The organism is Streptomyces longisporus (genome assembly GCF_039532765.1).
In the GTDB taxonomy this organism is placed as follows: domain Bacteria; phylum Actinomycetota; class Actinomycetes; order Streptomycetales; family Streptomycetaceae; genus Streptomyces; species Streptomyces longisporus.
Map to the genome: position 1 here is coordinate 160,894 of NZ_BAAASG010000028.1, position 16,941 is coordinate 177,834.

Genomic DNA, 16,941 nt, shown 5'->3' on the forward strand with positions numbered 1-16,941 from the left:
TTTTCCATGCCCGCCCGCGCGGGCGCTACGAATGCATCCGCTCCAGTACGTCGAAGACCGCCTCGATGCGTGCGCGGTGGTCCGCGATCAGCTCGGCCGCCGGTTCCCCGGCGAGCAGGCGGCGGGCGGTGGTGACGTAGACCGAACGGTAGGCGGCGACGGTCAGGGCCGCGAGCAGGTGCGGGTCGGCGACGGATGCTTCCGCGAGCGCCTCTGCCAGGGCCGTCTCCACCTCCTCCAGGCCTTCGCGGGCGCGGGCCCGCAGGGCGTGCGACTCCATGACGACCCGCCAGAAGGACGGGAAGCGGTCGTTCACGCCGGCCAACGGGTGGCCCTGGTCGAGGAGTTCGAGTGCCAGGCGGCGCAGGGCGGCCAGCGGGGTCTCGCCGGGGCGGCGCCCGCGGACGGCGCCGGCGAAGGTCGCGGCGGCTTCCGGGATGCGGTCGAGGTAGAGGTCCTCCTTGCGCGGAAAGTAGTTGAAGACGGTCATGGTGGACACGTCCGCGGCCCGGGCGACCTCGGCCACGGTCACCGCGTCGAAGCCGCGCTCCTGGAACAGTCCGGTCGCGATGTCGGAGATCCGCTGCCGGGTCTCCCTCTTCTTGCGTTCGCGCAGCGGCAGTTCCGCGTCTCCCGCCTGCCTGTCTTTCTCGCTCATGAGAAAACTATAGCGAGCAAAAAGTTTTAGTGACTACACTTCGGCTCATGGACAAGCTCATGAACATGAAGACGTACGACGTGGTGGTGGCCGGCGCCGGGCCCGTGGGCCTGCTGCTCGGCTGTGAGCTGGGGCTCGGCGGGGCGCGGGTGCTGGTCGTGGAGCGGCTGACGGAAGTGGACGAGACGATCAAGGCCGGCGCGATCAATCTGCCCTCCGCCGAGGCGCTGTACCGGCGGGGCTTACTGCCCGCGCTGGCCGCGGTGCAGGAAGAGGCGATGAAGGGCTTCCGGAAGTTCCGCCGCGCGCGGGGCGAGGACGAGGACGCACCGCCGCCGCCCAGGTTCGCCGGGCACTTCGCCGGGATCTGGCTGCACGGTGAGCTGCTGGACGAGAGCGACCCCGACTTCGGCGGAGCGGGTCCCGCCGAGCGGGTCGGTTTCGTCCCGCAGGCCACGCTGGAGCGGATCCTCGCCGGGCGGGCGGAGGAACTCGGGGTGGAGGTGCGTCGGGGAGTCGAGCTGACCGGGTTCGAGATGTACGAGGACCGGGTGGTCGTCGATGTGGCCGATGCCGCGACGGGCGCGAGGGAGGAGATCCGCGCCGGCTGGCTCGTCGGCTGCGACGGCGGGCGCAGCAGGGTGCGCAAGCTCGCCGGGTTCGACTTCCCGGGGACGGACCCGGAGATCACCGGCTATCAGGCGCTCGTGGAGATGACCGGCGCCGAGGGGCTCAAGACCGGCTGGAACACGACGGACGTGGGGACGTACGTGCACGGGCCGATGCCGGGGCGGATCCTCACCGTCGAGTTCGACGGGCCCCCGGCCGACCGTGAAGCACCCATCACCGCCCGGGAGTTGGAGGGCAGCCTGTGCCGGGTGACCGGGGTGGAGGTCACGGTGACCGCCGTGCACTCGGCGACCCGGTTCACCGACAACTGCCGTCAGGCGAGCAGCTACCGCAAGGGCCGGGTACTGCTGGCGGGCGATGCAGCGCATGTGCACTCGCCGTTCGGCGGGCAGGGGCTGAACCTCGGCATCGGGGACGCGATGAACCTGGGCTGGAAGCTCGCGGCCGTGGTGCGCGGGCGGGCGCCCGAGAGGCTGCTCGACTCGTACACCGCCGAACGGCATCCGATCGGTGCCTGGGTGCTCGACTGGACGCGGGCCCAGATCGCCCTGATGCGGCCCGAGTCTCATGCGCGCGCCCTGCGCGAGGTGATCGCCGAGCTGTCGCGGACGGTCACCGGCACGACGTTCTTCGCCAAGAAGATCTCCGGTGTCTGGCAGCGCTACGACCTGCCCGGCGACCACCCGCTCGTCGGCCGCAGCGCCCCCGACCTGGAACTCTCCGACGGCACCCGCCTCGCCGACCATCTGCACACCGGCCGCGCCCTGCTCCTTGACCTGGCCGACGACCCCAAGCTCCGCGCCCGCGCCGAGGGATTCGACGACCGTGTGAACGTCCGCACAGTCACCTGCGGCGAGCGACCGGGGCTCGCAGGGCTGCTGGTACGCCCGGACGGCTTCGTCGCCTGGGCGGCGGACGAGGACGACGAGGACGGGGAGGCGCTCGGCCGGGCACTGGATCTCTGGTTCGGTGCTTCCGCCGTGCCTGACCCCGCCCCGCGGGCGTAGACGGGCTGCTGGAAGCGCGCGGTCACCAGGCTGAAGGGCGCCCGCGGCGGCCGAGGTGTCGGCGGTCAGAGAAAGTCCGTGGTCTCCAGATCGAAGGCGAAGGGTTCGGGGAGGGTGAGCGGTTTGCCGAGCGGGCGGGTGCACTGCTCGCGGTAGTCGTCCTTCTCGGGGTCGCTGAACAGCGTGATCGAGGATGCCTCTCGGTCGACGAGCAGGTAGAGGGGGATTCCGCCCCGGGCGTAGCAGCGCCGCTTGGCTTCACGGTCGGCCTTGGGCTTGGTGGAGGTCACCTCCAGGACCAGGGCGACGCCGTCGCAGGGCATCCAGGAGTCGGCCGGCCGGTAGAGCCGTAGTTTCCTGGGAGCGAACGTACCGTCCGGGATCACGCGGTCCTTCGGGCAGCCACCCCCGCTCTGCAGCTTCAGCCCCTTGTTCCCGGAGAATTGCATGTCGGTCCGGGACCGCCTGTACACCTGGTTCACGATCAGTTCGATGTAGTCCTCGTGCTCCCCGTCCGGCGGCGGCGTCACAACGATCTCCCCCTCGATCAACTCGGCCCGGAAACCCTCCGGGGTGTCCAGGGCGAGAAAGCCCTCCAGCAGGACCTCTTCCTGCGTGAGCGGCTCGTGGGCCATGGCAGTCATGTCACGCCCCTCCTTCGGTCGCTCGCCAGACTGGGACATCGGAAGATCACCTGTCCAAGAGATCGGGAACCGTTCCCTCGATCGTGGCACACGATCACCATGGTCGTCAGGAGCCGACCCGCCCGCTTGACCCTGCCGCGACGTCAGCCTCTGTACTGGTCCCATGCGGATCGGAGAACTCGCCGCGGCCGTCGGCGTCACCACGCGGACCGTGCGGCACTACCACCATCAGGGGCTGTTGCCGGAGCCCGAGCGGCTGGGCAACGGGTATCGGGACTACACGTTGCGGCATGCCGTGGTGCTGGCGCGGATTCGGCGGCTGACCGAGTTGGGGATGGGGCTCGCGGAGGTGCGGGACGTGCTGGCGGAGGATGCCGGGAAGGATCTCGTCGAGGTGCTCACCGAGCTCGACGAGGACCTGGCCCGGCAGGAGGCGGCGATCCGGGAGCGGCGGGCGCGGCTGCGGGCGCTGCTGGAGGCGGAGGGCGGGCTGACCGTCGAGGGGCCCGTCTCGCCGGAACTGGCCTCGCTGTTCGGGGACTTGGCGCAGGTGGCGGCCGACTCCCCCATGGCCGTCAAGGACCGCGAGATGCTCGCGCTGATCGACACCATGGCGGCCGTGGAGGACCGGGAGCGACTGGTGGATCTGCTGCGCGGCGCCCTCGGCTCGCCCGAGGGGATCGCGCGGGCCCTCGAGGCGTACGCCCTGCTCGACGACCTCGCCGACGCCGACCCGGCCGACCCGCGCGTGGCGGAGGCCGCCCGCACCCTCGCCGACTGCATGCCCCGCGAGCTGGTTCCCCAGGTGAGGATCGACGGGGACAACAGCTTCATGCGCGCCTTCTACGCGGACTTCGCCCCCGCCCAGGCAGAAGCCCTCCGCTTCGCGCTGCGGATACTCACCGAGGAGCCGTCGTGAGGACGGCGGCGTACGTCCTCGTCCGGCATGAGCTGCGGCTGCTCGCCAGTCTGGCGATGTGGCTGGCCCGGCGTACGCACGGGGCCGGCGGCGGGCGGGTGTTCGGGTATGCGCGGGGGCAGGGCGCGATGATGTTCGGGTTCGCCTTCGTGTGCCTGGTCGAGACGCTGACCATGTCCGTACTGCTGCGTGACTACCCGACCGTGCACCAGATGGTGTTCGTGCTCGACGTGTACACCATCGTGTTCGTCGTCGGGGTGCACGCGGCCTGCGTCGTACGGCCGCACGTGCTCGACCCCGACGTACTGCGCATCCGTCGCGCCGTGCACGTCGATCTGCGCCTACCGGTCGACCGCATCGCGGCCGTGCGCCGCGAGCTGCGCACCACCCACGAACACGCCGACGGCGAACTCGACATCCCCGTGGGCGCACAGACCACCGTCACCGTCGAACTCGCCGAGCCCGTCGCCCACTTCGGCTTCTTCGGCCGTCGGCGCGACATCCACCTCGTCCGCTTCCACGCCGACGATGCCGACAGTCTCGTACAGGCCCTCGGACAAGCCCTCGCGGGTGCCGTCACGCAGGCGCGAAGCGCACCTTCGCCGAGGCCGGATCTGCCTGCGTGAGGCGTACCCGCAGCCGCTCCCCCAGGGGCAGGTGGTCGCCCTCGATGCGGCCGATGACCGCCGGGGACTCCAACTGGACGGTGCCGACGCCCGGTCGACCCTCCGCCACCTCCACCACGCAGCCGTCGAACACCTCACCCACCCGGCCCGCCAGCAGCGCCGCCTCCACGATGTCGACGCACTCGCGCTCGATCGCGCCCGCGCGGCGGCTGCCCTCGGCCATCTGGTGCGGCAGCGCGTCCAGGGCGGCCAGTACCCAGTCGGGCGGGGGCGCGCCCGCCGCGGCCGCCAGGCAGATCTCGGCGGCGTACCGGTCGGCCAGACGCCGCAACGGCGCGGTGCAGTGGGCGTACGGGGCGGCCACGGCGGCGTGCGTGGTGATGGGTGGGAGGGCGCCGTCCCTGAAGACCGTGTAGCCGGCGCCGCGCAGCAGTGTCGTGCACTCCTGGAGGAAGGCCGCGTGGTGCGGGCGGTGCGGGTCGAGGGAGCGGATGAGCTGCGCGTACGAGACGTGGTGCGGCCAGTCGATGTGCAGGGCGTGCGCGGTACGGCGCAGTCGGCCGACGGCGCCATCGGGGGCGGCGGGCAGGGTGCGCAGGACCCCGGTGCCCGCCGACAGCATGAGATCCGCCGCCGCCATCCCCGTCAGCAGGGAGATCTGGGCGTTCCAGCCGTCGGCCGGGAGTGCGGCGCGGTAGCTCAGCTCGTAGGTGTGGTCGCGCTCGATGACCTCCTGCTCCGGGACGTTGAGCGAGATGCCGCCGCGTTCCACCTCCAGCCGCTCCCGCGCCTCCCCTATCTCCTTGAGCAGCGCCAGCGGCTCCTCGGCCGTCTTGTCGTCGATCTGCTTCTGTACGGCGGCGTAGTCGAGCCTGGCCCTGCTGCGGACGAGGGCGCGGCGGACGTCGACGGTGAGCGTACGGGCGTCCGCGTCCAGGTCGATCGTCCAGAGGGCCGCCGGGCGGACCTGGCCGGGCAGCAGACTCGCGGCGCCCTCGCTGAGCAGCGCCGGGTGCAGCGGGATCCGCTCGTCCGGGAAGTACAGGGTGGTCACCCGCCGGTGGGTCTCCGCGTCCAGCGCCGCCCCGGGTACGACGAAGGCGGCCACGTCCGCGATGGCGTACCGCACCCGGTAGCCGCCGCCCTGCCGGGACAGGTGCATCGCCTGGTCGAGGTCGGTGGAGGCGGGCGGGTCGATGGTGAACAAGGGGATGTCCGTGGCGTCGTAGGAGGGGAGCGTCGGGGTCTTCGCCGATCGCTCGGCCTCTGTCAGTGCCTCCGGCGGGTAGCTCTCGGGGACGCCGAGTTCGGTGCGCAGGGCGGTGAGGGCGGCCCGGAGGGGGGCTTCGGGGGCGCCGGTCACGCGGATGTGGCGGCGGGGCATACAGCGAGGGTAGAGCCTGGGTCTGAGTCCCGCTCGGACCAGCGCGCGTCGTCCGGGGGGCCCCCGCTCGAGCGAAGCCGAGAGTGGGGGCGCGTGCGAGCCAAGGCGCCGGAAGGTCCTCGTAGCGGAGCTACTAGGGCCTTGCGGCAACGCCGCGAGCGTGCGTGCCAGGCGGCGTGCGCCCGAGCGGGAGTCAGCCCCAGGCTCTCAGCACAGCAGGCCCCGTACGCTGTCCGGGAGCTCAAACAGAAGGAGATCTTCCGTGCTTGTCCTGCTGCCTCCCTCCGAAGGCAAGGCGTCCTCTGGCCGTGGCGCCCCGCTGAAGACGGAGTCGCTGTCGCTGCCGGGGCTCACGCCCGCCCGTGAGGCCGTACTCGGCGAACTGGTCGAGCTGTGCGCCGGGGACGAGGAGAAGGCGCGCGAGGTGCTCGGGCTGAGCGAGGGACTGCGCGGCGAGGTCGCGAAGAACGCCGAGCTGCGGAGTGCCGGGGCGCGGCCCGCCGGGGAGATCTACACGGGTGTGCTGTACGACGCCCTCGACCTGGCCTCCCTGGACGCCGCCGCCAAGAAGCGCGCCACCCGCTCCCTGCTCGTCTTCTCAGGGCTGTGGGGTGCGGTGCGCATCAACGACCGCATCCCCTCCTACCGCTGCTCGATGGGTGTGAAGCTGCCCGGGATCGGGGCGCTCGGCGCGTACTGGCGGACGCCGATGGCGGCCGTCCTGCCCGAGGCCGCCGGGGACGGGCTAGTGCTGGATCTGCGGTCCTCCGCGTACGCGGCCGCCTGGAAGCCGAAGGGCGAGGTCGCCGGGCGGACGGCGAGCGTACGGGTGCTGCACGCGCCCACCCGCAAGGTGGTCAGCCACTTCAACAAGGCGACCAAGGGGCGGATCGTACGGAGCCTGCTGGCGGCGGGCGCGGCGCCCAAGGGCCCGGCGGAGCTGGTGGAGGCGCTGCGCGAGCTCGGTTACGTGGTGGAGGTGGAGCCTCCGAAGGGGGCCGGGAAGGCGTGGATGCTCGACGTGTTGGTGGACGAGATCCACTAGCCGCCGACGAGTGTTGCAGCATGCGCAATGGCCTTTGCGCATGCTGCATTGCGCGGGCACGATGTCGGCATGGCCTCATCGCTCCTCGACCTTGCCCCCGTCGTGCCCGTCGTCGTCCTGGAGGACGCCGCCGACGCCGTTCCGCTGGCGCGGGCGCTGGTGGCGGGGGGACTGCCCGCCATCGAGGTGACCCTTCGGACGCCCGCTGCCCTGGATGCGATCCGGGCGATCGCCGAAGCGGTGCCGGACGCGGTGGTCGGGGCCGGGACCGTGATCACGCCGGAGCAGGTGAAGGACTCGGTGGCCGCCGGGGCGCGGTTCCTGGTCAGCCCGGGCTGGACGGACGTACTGCTGGAGGCCATGAAGGCGTCCGGGGTGCCGTTCCTGCCGGGGGTGTCGACCACCTCGGAGGTGGTGGCGCTGCTGGAGCGCGGGGTGCGGGAGATGAAGTTCTTCCCGGCGCAGGCGGCGGGCGGTACGGCGTATCTGAAGTCGCTGGTGGGGCCGCTGCCGCAGGCGCGGTTCTGTCCCACCGGGGGCATCGGTCCGGCCAATGCCCCCGACTACCTGGCGCTGCCCAACGTCGGCTGTGTGGGCGGCACTTGGATGCTCCCGGCGGACGCCCTCGCGGCCCGCGACTGGGGGCGGATCGAAGGCCTCGCCCGCGAGGCAGCGGGCCTCAGCGCAGGTGGGACGTGTCGTTGAACAGCCGTACGCTCGCGTTGCCGTCCGCGTAGTACGCCACCGCGGACAGCGCGGCGGCCGACAGCTCCATGCGGAACAGGGACTCCGGCGGGGCGCCCAGGGCCAGCCGTACGAACGTCTTGATCGGCGTGACGTGGGAGACCAGCAGGACCGTGCGGCCCGCGTACGCCGCCACCAGCTTCTCCCGGGTGGCCTCGATACGGGTCGCGGTCGCCGCGAAGCTCTCGCCGCCGCCCGAGGGCTGGGCGTGCGGGTCGGCGAGCCAGGCGTTCAGGTCGTCGGGGTAGCGCTCGCGGACCTCGGCGAAGGTGAGGCCCTCCCAGGCGCCGAAGTCGGTCTCGCGCAGTCCGTCGTCGATGCTCACCTCCAGGCCGAGGTGGGAGGCGACGATGCCGGCGGTCTCGCGGGTGCGGGCGAGGGGGGAGGCGACGATCGCCTGGATGGTGCCGCGCCGGGCCAGTGCGGCCCCGGCGCGCTCGGCCTGCTCCCGGCCGACGTCGGACAGGGAGGGGTTGGTGCCGCCGCTGCCCGAGAAACGCTTCTGCGGGGTCAGCGGGGTCTCGCCGTGCCGCAGCAGCACAAAGGTCGCGGGCGCGCCCAGGTCGGCGGGGGCCCAGCCGGGGCCGGCGACGGCTGTTGCGGCCCGCACATCGGCCTCGGCCTTCGGGACGTCGGCGGCGGCAGGCTCGGCGACCGCGGTCCTCGCTGCGGCCGCCTCCAGCTCCGCCGTCGAAGCCGACGGCGACCACTGCTCGCCGCGCTTGCCCGCGTCCATCGCCTCGTTCGCCAGCCGGTCCGCGTGCTTGTTCTGCTCCCGCGGGATCCACTCGTACGTCACCCGGTCCGGCGGGAACACGCGGGCCGCCACCGTCGCCAGTGGCTTCATGTCGGGGTGCTTGATCTTCCAGCGGCCCGACATCTGCTCGACGACCAGCTTGGAGTCCATGCGCACGCGGACCCTGGCCGAGGGGTCCAGTTCGTGGGCGGCGCGCAGGCCCGCCAGCAGGCCCCGGTACTCGGCGACGTTGTTGGTCGCGACGCCGATGTACTCCGCGGCCTCGACCAGGGTCTGACCCGTCGCCGCGTCCAGCACCACGGATCCGTAGCCCGCGGGTCCCGGGTTGCCCCGCGAACCGCCGTCGGCCTCGACGATGAACTCCCGCACGGTCAAGGCTCCTAGAGGCCGGACTCGGCCGTACGCACCAGGATGCGACGGCAGTTCTCGCAGCGCACCACCGTGTCGGGGGCGGCCGCGCGGATCTCGTTGATGTCGGTGATCGCCAGCTCCTGGCGGCAGCCCTGACAGGTGCGCTGGTACAGCTTGGCCGCGCCGATGCCGCCCTGCTGCTCGCGCAGCTTGTCGTAGAGCTTGAGCAGGTCGGCGGGGATGGTGCCCGCGATGACCTCGCGCTCCTTGGTCACCGTCGCCACCTCGCCGTCGATCTCCTCGCAGGCGGCGTCACGGCGGGCGGTCGCGTCGTCGATCTTCGACTGGACGGAGGAGACCCGCTCGGTGAGCTCGGCGACCCGCTCCTGCACGGACTCGATGCGCTCCATGACCTCCAGGACGACGTCCTCCAGGTCGCTCTGCCGCTTGGCGAGGGAGGCGATCTCGCGCTGGAGGTTCTCCAGGTCCTTGGGCGAGGTGACGGCGCCGGAGTCCAGGCGCTTCTGGTCGCGGGCGGCGCGCTGGCGCACCTGGTCCACGTCCTGTTCGGCCTTGGTCTGCTCGCGGGCGGTGTCGCTCTCCTCGGTCTGCGCGGCCACCAGCAGGTCGCGCAGCTGGGTGAGGTCCTTGGTGAGCGACTCGATCTCGGCGTGCTCGGGCAGGGACCTGCGCCGGTGCGCGAGCTGCTGCAGGCGTACGTCGAGTGCCTGGACGTCGAGGAGTCGGATCTGGTCGGCGGGCGCGGCGTTCAGTTGGGGGCTCCTGCAGTCGGATCGGGGGAGGCCGCGTGGGCCGTCCAGGGGTCGGTGACCGCCTTGGAGACATGGACCCTGAGGTCCCATCCGTGGCGGTCGGAGATCTCGTCGAGCTGGGTGGCGGCCAGCTCGCACCAGGGCCATTCGGTGGCCCAGTGCGCCGCGTCGAGCAGCGCGAGGGGGCTTTGGAGCACGGCCTCGGAGGCCGGGTGGTGGCGCAGGTCCGCGGTGAGGAAGGCGTCGACACCGGCCGCGCGCACCTGGTCGAAGAGGCTGTCGCCGGAGCCGCCGCTGACGGCGACCGTGCGGACGATCGCCTCGGGGTCGCCGGCGACGCGGATGCCCTGCGCGGTGGCCGGCAGCCGGGCGGCGGCCCTCTTTGCGAACTCGCGCAGCGGCAGCGGGTGGTCCAGCTCGCAGATGCGGCCCAGGCCCCGGCGGCCGGACGGATCGGCCGGGTCCGGCACCAGGGGGCGTACGACGCGCAGGTCCAGCGCACCGGCGAGGGCGTCCGAGACTCCGGGGTCGGCCGTGTCCGCGTTGGTGTGGGCGACGTGCAGCGCGATGTCGTTCTTGATCAGGGTGTGAACGACGCGGCCCTTGAAGTGGGACGCCGCGACCGTCGTCGTACCGCGAAGGTAGAGCGGGTGGTGGGTGACCAGCAGGTCGGCGCCCAGCTTCACCGCCTCGTCGACGATCTCCTGCACGGGGTCGACCGCGAACAGGACCCGGGTGACCTCCTGGTCGGGGTCGCCCACGACCGTGCCGACCGCGTCCCAGGACTCGGCCCGCTCGGCGGGCCACAGGTTCTCCAGCGCGGCGATGACTTCAGACAGACGGGGCACGCTGAAAGGCTACCTGGCTGATCTGTGCCGCTGTACCTGTGCCCATGTTCGGCTGGAGCGCGATCGGTGCCCCGGTACCTCACCCCCGGCCCCTTCAGCACACCCGCCCCCGTTTCCTCAGGCGAATCGTTCCCCCGCCACCCTTATGTGTGAAGCAGGAGCCTCGTGGTCCCACGTGTGTGCGTGCGAAAACTAGCTTCGTCGCCGGAGGTGACCAGACCATGACGGCGTGTGCGATCGAGCCCGAGGCTGCTCCCGAGGACGGCGCCCCGCAATCCGGCTGCACCATCACCGCGGACGGTGCCTACGCCGCCCGCCTCGCGCCGGACGGCGGCTCCTGGTTCCCGGAGCGCTGGACGCTGGACGGCCCCGAGCCGTACGCCGTGCCACTGCCCGGCAACCAGCCCGAGGAGCCCGGCACCGAGGTGCAGCCGATGGGCGACGGCCGGGTCCTCATCCACCGGCGGGCGGCGGGACGCCATCTGTTCTCCCTGCTGTACCCGACCGGACCGGGCACCGGCGAACTGCTGATCGGCGCGGTGGAGTGCCCGGAGGAAGGTGCCCGGCTGCGGCTGCTGCCGCCCGCGCCGGGCGGCGAGAAGGCGTACGCCCTCGCCGTCGGCCGGCGCTCCAGCACGGTGTGGCTGGTGGCGGGCGGCGCGTTCGGGCCGGAGCGGCTGGCGGAGATCCCGGGCCGCTGCTCGGGCGGGGTGTGGCTGGACCGCACGGGGCGGCTGCTGGCGCTCGACCGGGAGACCGGCGGCCGTACCAAGGCGGTCGTGGTCGACCTGGAGCGGGCCGGCGAGGTCTCGCCGCTGCTGCAGATCGCCGAGGGCAGCGACGACCGGCTGCTGCTCGCCGACCCGGACAGCGGGCTGCTGCTGATCCGCTCCGACGCGCCCTCGCCGGGCGAGGAGCGGCTGGGCTGGGGGGTGCTGGGCAGCACCCTGCCGGTGCGCTTCCCGGAGTGCCTGCGGCTGCCCGACTGTGTCGTGACGCCCTTCGCCATCCAGCCGGGACAGGTACTGCTGCCGGAGTCCTGCGGGGTGGCGCTGCGCATCGACGGGCCCGTCGGCAGCTGGGTGGGCCTGTGGCGGCCGGACCGGCGGCAGGTGCACCATCTCGCCGCGCCGTACGGCTGGTTGGCGGGCGCGGGCGTCTGGACCAGGGACGGGGTGCTCCAACTGCCCTGTGCCACGGCCGAGGTGCCGTGCGGCGTGGCGCAGGTGGCGGCGCCCTCGGGGGAGACGGGGGAATCGGGGGATGCAGGGGGATCGGGGGGCGCGGGCCCGGAGGATCCGGCACGGGGTGAGCCGGCACGGCCGGATCCTCCGGAGCCCGTCGCACCGCGTCCCGTGCCCTTGCAGCAAGCGCCCTTGGGACGTCTTGTAACGAAATAGTGCCGATGGGCGTGCCCGTCTGGATGCGCGAGGAGGGTGGCCGGTTAAACTCGCCCGGCTGTTTGAAAGATCATGTTGACGGGGTGAATCCTTCCGATGAGCGACACAAGCACCATGCAGCCGCTGTCCGCCGAGTCCCGGGAAGACGCCGGTCACGGCCGGCACCGGGGCCCGAATTCGGCCCAGGACGGTGACACGGCCCCTCACGGCCGGCACCGCAAGCCGGCCGAGGACAGCGAAGCGGCTGCCTGAGGGTACGCAGGGAAGGGGCTCGCACACCGGCCGGTGTGCGAGCCCCTTTCGTATGTCTACGCCCGCTTGAGGCCCAGTACCTCTGCCGCCGCGAACGTCTCCCCCGGCGGCCGGTCCGCGTAGTGCGGAGTCAGTACGGCGTCCAGCTCGTCGTAGGTGAAGGTGTCCTGCTTGCTGTCGAACTTCGCCTGCACCCGCGGCCGGTCGACGACGGCCACCATGCCGCCGTGCACGACGAGCAGCTGGCCGTTGACGCGGGCCGCGGCGGGCGAGGCCAGGTAGCCGACGAGCGGGGCGACATGCTCGGGGGCGAGCGGGTCGAGGCCGTCGGCCGGCTGCTCGAAGCCGGCGAAGACGTCCTCGGTCATCCGGGTGCGGGCGCGCGGGCAGATCGCGTTGGCCGTGACGCCGTACTTGGCCAGGGCGAGGGCCGTGGAGGTGGTCAGGCCCACGATTCCGCCCTTCGCGGCCGCGTAGTTGGGCTGACCGGCCGAGCCCGCCAGGAAGGCCTCGGACGAGGTGTTGACGATCCGCCCGTAGACCGGCGCCCCCACGGCCTTGGACCGCTCGCGCCAGTGCGCGGCCGCGAAGTGGGTGGTGTTGAAGTGGCCCTTGAGGTGGACCCGGATCACGGCGTCCCACTCGCCCTCGGTCATGGAGAACACCATGCGGTCGCGCAGGATGCCCGCGTTGTTGACCAGGATGTCCAGCTGGCCGAACTCGCCGATCGCCAACTCCACCAGGCCTCGCGCCTGCTGGAAGTCGGCCACGTCCCCGGTGTGGGCGAGCGCCTTGCCGCCCGCCGCGCGGATCTCGGCGGCGACCTCTTCGGCGGGGCCCGCCGAGGCCTCCCCCGAGCCGTCCCGGCCCGGCTGCCCGAAGTCGTTGACGACGACGGCGGCGCCCAGCCGGGCGAGTTCGAGCGCCTCGGCCCGGCCGAGGCCGCGACCGGCACCCGTCACGACGGCGGACAGCCCCTCCAGCGGTCCTCGCTGTGGCCCTTGCTGTGGCAACGACACAGGCACCCCCGTCAGATCTCGATGCACGTGCGCAGCGCCGTGCCCGTCCGCATCTGGTCCAGCGCCTCGTTGATCTCGCTCAACGGCACCCGGTGCGTGATCAGGCCCGCCAGGTCGACGCGGCCCGCCCGCCACAGCGCGATGGTCCGCTCGTAGGAGCGCAGGACGTCACCGCCGCCGTACATCGAGGGCAGGATCCGCTTCTCGTCGAAGAACAGCTCGAACATGTTGAGCTGCAGGAAGTCGTCCAGGGCGCCCGCGCCGACGACGACGAGCGTGCCGCCGCGCCGCGTGTTGTCGTAGGCGGTGCGGGCGGTGGCCGACTTGCCGACGACCTCGAAGACGTAGTCGAAGCCCTCGCCGCCGGTGACGTTCTGCTTGGCGTCGGCCAGCTCGTCCGGCGAGACCGCCTTCGTGGCGCCGAACTTGAGGGCGGACTCGCGGCGCGAGGCGACCGGGTCGACGGCGACGATCTCGGCGGCGCCCTTGAGCCGCGCCCCCTGGATCGCGGAGATCCCGACGCCGCCGCAGCCGATGACCGCGACCGACGAACCCGCCTCCACATCGGCGGTGTTGAGGGCGGCGCCCAGACCGGTCGTGACGCCGCAGCCGATCAGCGCGGCGATGTCGAAGGGCACGTCGTCCGGGATCGGCACCGCGCAGCCCGCGTCCACGACGACCTCCTCGGCGAAGGTGCCGGTGCCCGCGAAGCCGAAGACGTCACCGCCGGGGCGGCGGAAGTTGGGGGTGCCCGCGTTCATGAACCCGGCCAGGCACAGCTCGGTCTGCCCGCGCCTGCACGCCGGACAGGCACCGCAGGCAGGCAGCCAGCAGACCACGACCCGGTCGCCCGCCTTCAGATGGCCGACGCCTTCGCCGACTTCGACTATCTCGCCCGCACCCTCGTGCCCGGGCACGAACGGCGCCGGCTGCGGCAGCACCCCGCTCATCGCGGACAGGTCCGAGTGGCACAGCCCGGTGGCCCGCACCCGGATCCTCACCTTGCCGGGCCCGAAGCCCGTCGCCTCGACGTCCTCGAAGACCTCGAGTTTGTCCTGGCCGATCTCGTGCAGTACGGCTGCGCGCATGGTGCGGCTCCCCTCAACTGCCTGCTGGATCAAGAGTGTTCGACGATCGTGTCGGCGAGGACGGGCGCGTCGTCCCGCTCCACGGCGCTCACCGCGACCCTGACGGACTCAGGCGACTGCCACATCCGGATGCGCAGGGTCTCGCCGGGATACACGACGCCCGCGAACCGGGTGGCGTACGAGCGCACCCGGGTCACGTCCCCGCCGAGCAGCGTGTCGACGACCGCCTTGAGCGTCATGCCGTAGGTGCACAGTCCGTGCAGGATGGGCCGTTCGAACCCGGCGGTCTTGGCGAAGTCGGGGTCGGCGTGCAGCGGGTTCCAGTCGCCGGACAGGCGGTAGAGCAGGGCCTGGTCCTCGCGGATCGGGCGCTCGACGGTGCGGTCGGGGTCGCCGGTGGGCGGGTCCAGGCGGGTGGAGGGGCCGCGGTCGCCGCCCCAGCCGCCCTCCCCGCGGACGAAGATCTGGGCGTCGTTGGTCCACAGGGGGCCGTCGGCGTCGGCCACCTCGGTGCGCATGACCAGGACGGCCGCCTTGCCCTTGTCGTAGACGGCGGCGATACGGCCGGTGGCGGTCGCGGTGCCCTCGACGGGGATCGGGCGGTGCAGGGTGAGGGACTGGCCGCCGTGCAGGACGCGGGCCAGGTCGACGTCGACGCCGGGCATGGACAGACCGCTGATCACCCCGGGCGAGCCGTTGCCCGCGACGGTGGCGAAGCTCGGCAGGACGTGCAGCCGGGACTCCAGGGTGTAGCGCAGCTCGTCGGGATCGGTCGCCGGGCTGCCTGCCCCGATGCCGAGGTGGTAGAGCTGGACGTCCTTGCGGTCCCAGGTGATCTCGCCGGAACGGGGTTCGGCGGCGAGTGCCTTCGCTGCGTCGATGGGCATACGGCTCCTGGTGGCTCGGATGGTTCAAGACCTCGGCGCGGCCGTCCGCACCGTCGGCCGCGACCGAGGTCGTCACGAGTGCCGATCTAGAACGCGTTCCAGTCCGGCGCCCTCTGTATAGCCCAGCGCTCCGCACTTGTGAAGGCTCCTGACACTGTGTCAGCTGAGTGCGCGGCCGGCCGTGACATTTGTCCTGCCGGAGTCCGTACAAGCGCATCTGCCGGGCGGGGACCTGCCCTCCGTAGCGTCGCAGGCATGACGAAGACGACAGGGACGACGAGTGGGAGGACGGCCGGGGCGCCGCCCGCCGTGTCCTTCACGGGGGCGGTCAAGACCTTCGGCACCGTGCACGCCCTGCAGGGCGTGGACCTTGAGATATCGCAGGGCGAGACGGTGGCACTGCTCGGCCGCAACGGCGCCGGCAAGTCGACGACCATCTCGCTGCTGCTCGGCCTGAACGAGCCCGACGAGGGCACGGTACGGGTCTTCGGCGCTCCTCCGGAGCAGTCCGTGCGCGCCGGGCGGATCGGCGCGATGCTGCAGGAGGGGCGCGCGGTGCTCCGGGTCACCGTGCGGGAACTGGTGACCTTCGTGGCCGGCCGCTACCCGGACCCGATGCCCGTCGCGCGGGCCCTGCAGCTGGCCGGGATCACTGAACTGGCGGGGCGGCGCGTGGACCGGCTGTCCGGCGGTCAGACGCAGCGCGTGCGGTTCGCCGTGGCGCTCGCCGGCAACCCCTCGCTGATCGTCCTGGACGAGCCGACCGCCGCCCTGGACGTGGAGGCGCGGCTCGCCTTCTGGGCGTCGATGCGCTCGTACGCCCGTCTCGGCCACACCGTGCTGTTCTCCACGCACCATCTGGAGGAGGCGGACGCGCATGCCGACCGCATCCTCGTCATCGACCGGGGCCGCATCGTCGCGGACGGCACCGGCGAGCAGCTCAAGCGGTCGGTGGGCGGCAGCCTGGTCGCCTTCGACCTCGCGGGTCGGGGCACTCAGGGCCTGGAGCTGCTGCCGGGTGTGCGGTCGGTGGAGGTGCGCGGGGAGCGGGCGCGGCTGCGCACCGACGACCCGGACGCGACGGTGGTCGCACTGGCGGAACTGGGCGCGATACGCCGCCTGGAGGTCGCGCCCGCCTCGCTCGACGACGCGTTCCTGGCTCTGACCGCACAGGTGACGGAGGCGGCGTGATGCTGGACTATCTGCGGCTCGAAGTACGCCGGACCCTGCGGGACGCGGGTTTTGTGATCGGCGGGATCGCGATGCCGGTGCTGATGTATCTGCTGTTCACCAACCTCGGTTCCAGCGACGGGAGTTGGAAGACCGGCGCGATGGTCGGCATGGCGGGCTACGGCGCCGTCGGCTGCGCCCTCAACACCGGCGGCGGGGTCGCCGAGGACCGGGCGATCGGCTGGCTGCGGCAGCTGCGTGTGACTCCGATGACCCCGCGCCAGGTCGTCGTCGGCCGCACGCTGACCGGCTCGGTGACGGTGCTGCCCGCCATCCTCGCGGTACTCGCCGCGGGCGGTCTGCTCAACGGCGTACGGCTGGCGGCCTGGCAGTGGGCGGCGGTCGCGGCGCTGCTGTGGCTGGGCTCGCTGCCCTTCACCCTGCTGGGCCTGGGCAACGGCTACCGGCTGACCGGGCAGACCACCGGCGTGACCAACATGGCGTGCAACCTGGGGCTCGCGGTGCTCGGCGGCCTGTGGTTCCCGGTCACCCTGTTCCCGCACTGGCTGCGCACCCTGTCGGCGTACACGCCCACCTACCGTTTCGCGCAGCTCGGCACCTCGGCGGCGGAGGGCCGCGCCCCGGCCATTGGCGCGATCGCGGTGCTGACCCTCTGGCTGCTGGCCTTCGGTTCGTACGCTGTGCTGTCGTACCGGCGGTCCGGACGGACCGCCTGAAC

18 protein-coding genes are annotated in these 16,941 nt (G+C 72.3%); 9 read left to right on the forward strand and 9 right to left on the reverse strand.

Features of this window, described 5'->3' with window-relative positions; all coding sequences use genetic code 11:
- Positions 1–25: 25 nt before the first annotated feature.
- A complete protein-coding gene (locus tag ABD355_RS41660) occupies positions 26–658 on the reverse strand; it encodes a TetR/AcrR family transcriptional regulator (RefSeq protein WP_344406466.1) in 633 nt (210 codons plus the stop codon).
- Between the two features lie 47 nt (positions 659–705).
- Here ABD355_RS41660 and ABD355_RS41665 point away from each other — a divergent pair, with 47 nt between their 5' ends.
- Entirely contained in the window at positions 706–2,295 is a 1,590-nt protein-coding gene (locus ABD355_RS41665; RefSeq protein ID WP_344406468.1) for an FAD-dependent monooxygenase, read from the forward strand.
- Between the two features lie 65 nt (positions 2,296–2,360).
- On the opposite strand, the gene ABD355_RS41670 is transcribed toward ABD355_RS41665, so the two are convergent.
- Positions 2,361–2,939, reverse strand: coding sequence for a Uma2 family endonuclease (locus ABD355_RS41670; protein WP_344406469.1), 579 nt, complete (start codon positions 2,937–2,939; stop codon positions 2,361–2,363).
- 163 nt (positions 2,940–3,102) lie between these two features.
- Here ABD355_RS41670 and ABD355_RS41675 point away from each other — a divergent pair, with 163 nt between their 5' ends.
- On the forward strand, positions 3,103–3,858 hold the full coding sequence (locus ABD355_RS41675; protein WP_344406470.1) for a MerR family transcriptional regulator: 756 nt from the start codon (positions 3,103–3,105) through the stop codon (positions 3,856–3,858).
- A gap of 56 nt (positions 3,859–3,914) precedes the next feature.
- The gene (locus tag ABD355_RS41680; RefSeq protein WP_344406715.1) at positions 3,915–4,484 is read left to right on the forward strand and encodes a hypothetical protein; all 570 of its coding nucleotides are present in this window, start codon (positions 3,915–3,917) and stop codon (positions 4,482–4,484) included.
- Here the strand turns inward: ABD355_RS41680 and ABD355_RS41685 are convergent.
- Positions 4,435–5,868 (reverse strand): RNB domain-containing ribonuclease, encoded by a 1,434-nt coding sequence (locus ABD355_RS41685; protein WP_344406471.1) that lies wholly within the window; start codon positions 5,866–5,868, stop codon positions 4,435–4,437. The two genes, ABD355_RS41680 and ABD355_RS41685, sit on opposite strands and share 50 nt — an antisense overlap.
- Positions 5,869–6,130: 262 nt before the next feature.
- Here ABD355_RS41685 and yaaA point away from each other — a divergent pair, with 262 nt between their 5' ends.
- Positions 6,131–6,913: a peroxide stress protein YaaA gene (yaaA, locus tag ABD355_RS41690; RefSeq protein ID WP_344406472.1), complete on the forward strand. Its 783-nt coding sequence runs from the start codon at positions 6,131–6,133 to the stop codon at positions 6,911–6,913.
- A gap of 69 nt (positions 6,914–6,982) precedes the next feature.
- Positions 6,983–7,618 (forward strand): bifunctional 4-hydroxy-2-oxoglutarate aldolase/2-dehydro-3-deoxy-phosphogluconate aldolase, encoded by a 636-nt coding sequence (eda, locus tag ABD355_RS41695; RefSeq protein ID WP_344406474.1) that lies wholly within the window; start codon positions 6,983–6,985, stop codon positions 7,616–7,618.
- Here eda and ABD355_RS41700 read toward each other — a convergent pair.
- Genes ABD355_RS41700 through ABD355_RS41710 form a run of 3 tightly spaced genes read right to left on the reverse strand, consistent with a single transcriptional unit; the run spans position 7,593 to position 10,386 of the window.
- Positions 7,593–8,783: a bifunctional RNase H/acid phosphatase gene (locus ABD355_RS41700; RefSeq protein ID WP_344406475.1), complete on the reverse strand. Its 1,191-nt coding sequence runs from the start codon at positions 8,781–8,783 to the stop codon at positions 7,593–7,595. The genes eda and ABD355_RS41700 overlap by 26 nt on opposite strands.
- Positions 8,784–8,794: 11 nt before the next feature.
- Positions 8,795–9,538: a zinc ribbon domain-containing protein gene (locus ABD355_RS41705; RefSeq protein WP_344406716.1), complete on the reverse strand. Its 744-nt coding sequence runs from the start codon at positions 9,536–9,538 to the stop codon at positions 8,795–8,797.
- Positions 9,535–10,386 carry a Nif3-like dinuclear metal center hexameric protein gene (locus tag ABD355_RS41710; RefSeq protein WP_344406476.1) on the reverse strand — a complete coding sequence of 284 codons (852 nt, stop codon included), beginning with the start codon at positions 10,384–10,386 and terminating at the stop codon, positions 9,535–9,537. The genes ABD355_RS41705 and ABD355_RS41710 overlap by 4 nt, the downstream gene beginning before the upstream one ends.
- A gap of 221 nt (positions 10,387–10,607) precedes the next feature.
- Here ABD355_RS41710 and ABD355_RS41715 point away from each other — a divergent pair, with 221 nt between their 5' ends.
- Positions 10,608–11,786, forward strand: coding sequence for a hypothetical protein (locus tag ABD355_RS41715; RefSeq protein ID WP_344406477.1), 1,179 nt, complete (start codon positions 10,608–10,610; stop codon positions 11,784–11,786).
- A 96-nt stretch (positions 11,787–11,882) separates the two neighbouring features.
- Positions 11,883–12,038: a hypothetical protein gene (locus tag ABD355_RS41720; protein ID WP_099928441.1), complete on the forward strand. Its 156-nt coding sequence runs from the start codon at positions 11,883–11,885 to the stop codon at positions 12,036–12,038.
- Positions 12,039–12,094: 56 nt separating this feature from the next.
- Here ABD355_RS41720 and ABD355_RS41725 read toward each other — a convergent pair whose 3' ends face one another.
- The 3 genes from ABD355_RS41725 to ABD355_RS41735 are packed head-to-tail and all read right to left on the reverse strand — an operon-like array spanning position 12,095 to position 15,032.
- Complete coding sequence (locus ABD355_RS41725; protein ID WP_425585854.1) at positions 12,095–13,084, reverse strand: 3-oxoacyl-ACP reductase; 990 nt, start codon at positions 13,082–13,084, stop codon at positions 12,095–12,097.
- Positions 13,069–14,145 (reverse strand): Zn-dependent alcohol dehydrogenase, encoded by a 1,077-nt coding sequence (locus ABD355_RS41730; protein ID WP_344406479.1) that lies wholly within the window; start codon positions 14,143–14,145, stop codon positions 13,069–13,071. Before ABD355_RS41730 ends, ABD355_RS41725 begins: the two co-directional genes overlap by 16 nt.
- Positions 14,146–14,174: 29 nt before the next feature.
- Positions 14,175–15,032 carry a MaoC/PaaZ C-terminal domain-containing protein gene (locus ABD355_RS41735; RefSeq protein ID WP_344406481.1) on the reverse strand — a complete coding sequence of 286 codons (858 nt, stop codon included), beginning with the start codon at positions 15,030–15,032 and terminating at the stop codon, positions 14,175–14,177.
- A gap of 255 nt (positions 15,033–15,287) precedes the next feature.
- Between ABD355_RS41735 and ABD355_RS41740 the strand changes: the two genes are divergently transcribed.
- The gene (locus tag ABD355_RS41740) at positions 15,288–16,223 is read left to right on the forward strand and encodes an ABC transporter ATP-binding protein (RefSeq protein WP_344406482.1); all 936 of its coding nucleotides are present in this window, start codon (positions 15,288–15,290) and stop codon (positions 16,221–16,223) included.
- Positions 16,223–16,939, forward strand: coding sequence for an ABC transporter permease (locus ABD355_RS41745; RefSeq protein ID WP_344406483.1), 717 nt, complete (start codon positions 16,223–16,225; stop codon positions 16,937–16,939). Before ABD355_RS41740 ends, ABD355_RS41745 begins: the two co-directional genes overlap by 1 nt.
- Positions 16,940–16,941: the final 2 nt, after the last annotated feature.